This is a genomic window from Brevundimonas sp. (assembly GCF_046293315.1).
Taxonomy (GTDB): domain Bacteria; phylum Pseudomonadota; class Alphaproteobacteria; order Caulobacterales; family Caulobacteraceae; genus Brevundimonas.
Genome location: NZ_JBKBPF010000087.1, coordinates 1 through 596, shown reverse-complemented (window position 1 = coordinate 596; position 596 = coordinate 1). Strand labels below are relative to the sequence as shown.

The window sequence follows — 596 nt, the reverse complement described above, 5'->3', positions numbered from 1 at the left end:
GCGCTGCCCCCCGCCGCCGAGGCCGCCGGTCTCGACCGCGCCCCGGCCGCCGACGTCCTGCCCTCCGGCCGCTCTGGGTAGGCGGTGCGCGAGGCCCAGGCCCTGTGGCGCGCGCGGGGCGTCAACGCCGTGCCCGCCGTGGTGGTGGAGGGCAAATACCTGATCTCCGGCGGCCAGCCGGCGGGGGTGTTTGAAGAGGCGTTGCGGAAGATGGCGGGGGCCTAAGCGCTGCTGGCGCTAGCCCGACAAATACTCGAGTACCGCTGACACTGCGGCGTTACGCATCTGTCGCGCACGGACGGGGCCGACGTACATCGCTTCCTTTAGACGGTCTTCGGTAGCATTCAGAACGTCACCAACCGACATTAACTTCAGACCCTTTAGCTTGGCCTTCTGCCAGTCTGAAATATCTAGGACATCGACTGACTTTTCTAACTGGCGCTCCAGCACAAATGCCGGTTGCCCGTCGCCAAAGCTTGCCGCAGCGTCCAGCAAGCTTCGATACGCTGGGTGGTTGGCACCATACTCAGTCATACGTTTGGGCGTCAGATTTCTTGCGATCTCGAACGCCGTGGCCGTTGGCGTCGCCTCGAGCG

At 64.6% G+C, this 596-nt stretch carries 2 protein-coding genes; one reads left to right on the top strand and one right to left on the bottom strand.

Annotated elements, in window-relative coordinates; translation table 11 throughout:
* The first annotated feature begins 84 nt into the window (after positions 1–84).
* Entirely contained in the window at positions 85–225 is a 141-nt protein-coding gene (locus tag ACK4SE_RS14160) for a DsbA family protein (RefSeq protein ID WP_409694011.1), read from the top strand.
* Between the two features lie 12 nt (positions 226–237).
* Here ACK4SE_RS14160 and ACK4SE_RS14155 read toward each other — a convergent pair.
* The coding region (locus ACK4SE_RS14155) for a hypothetical protein (RefSeq protein ID WP_409694008.1) at positions 238–596 on the bottom strand (359 nt) is incomplete at its 5' end.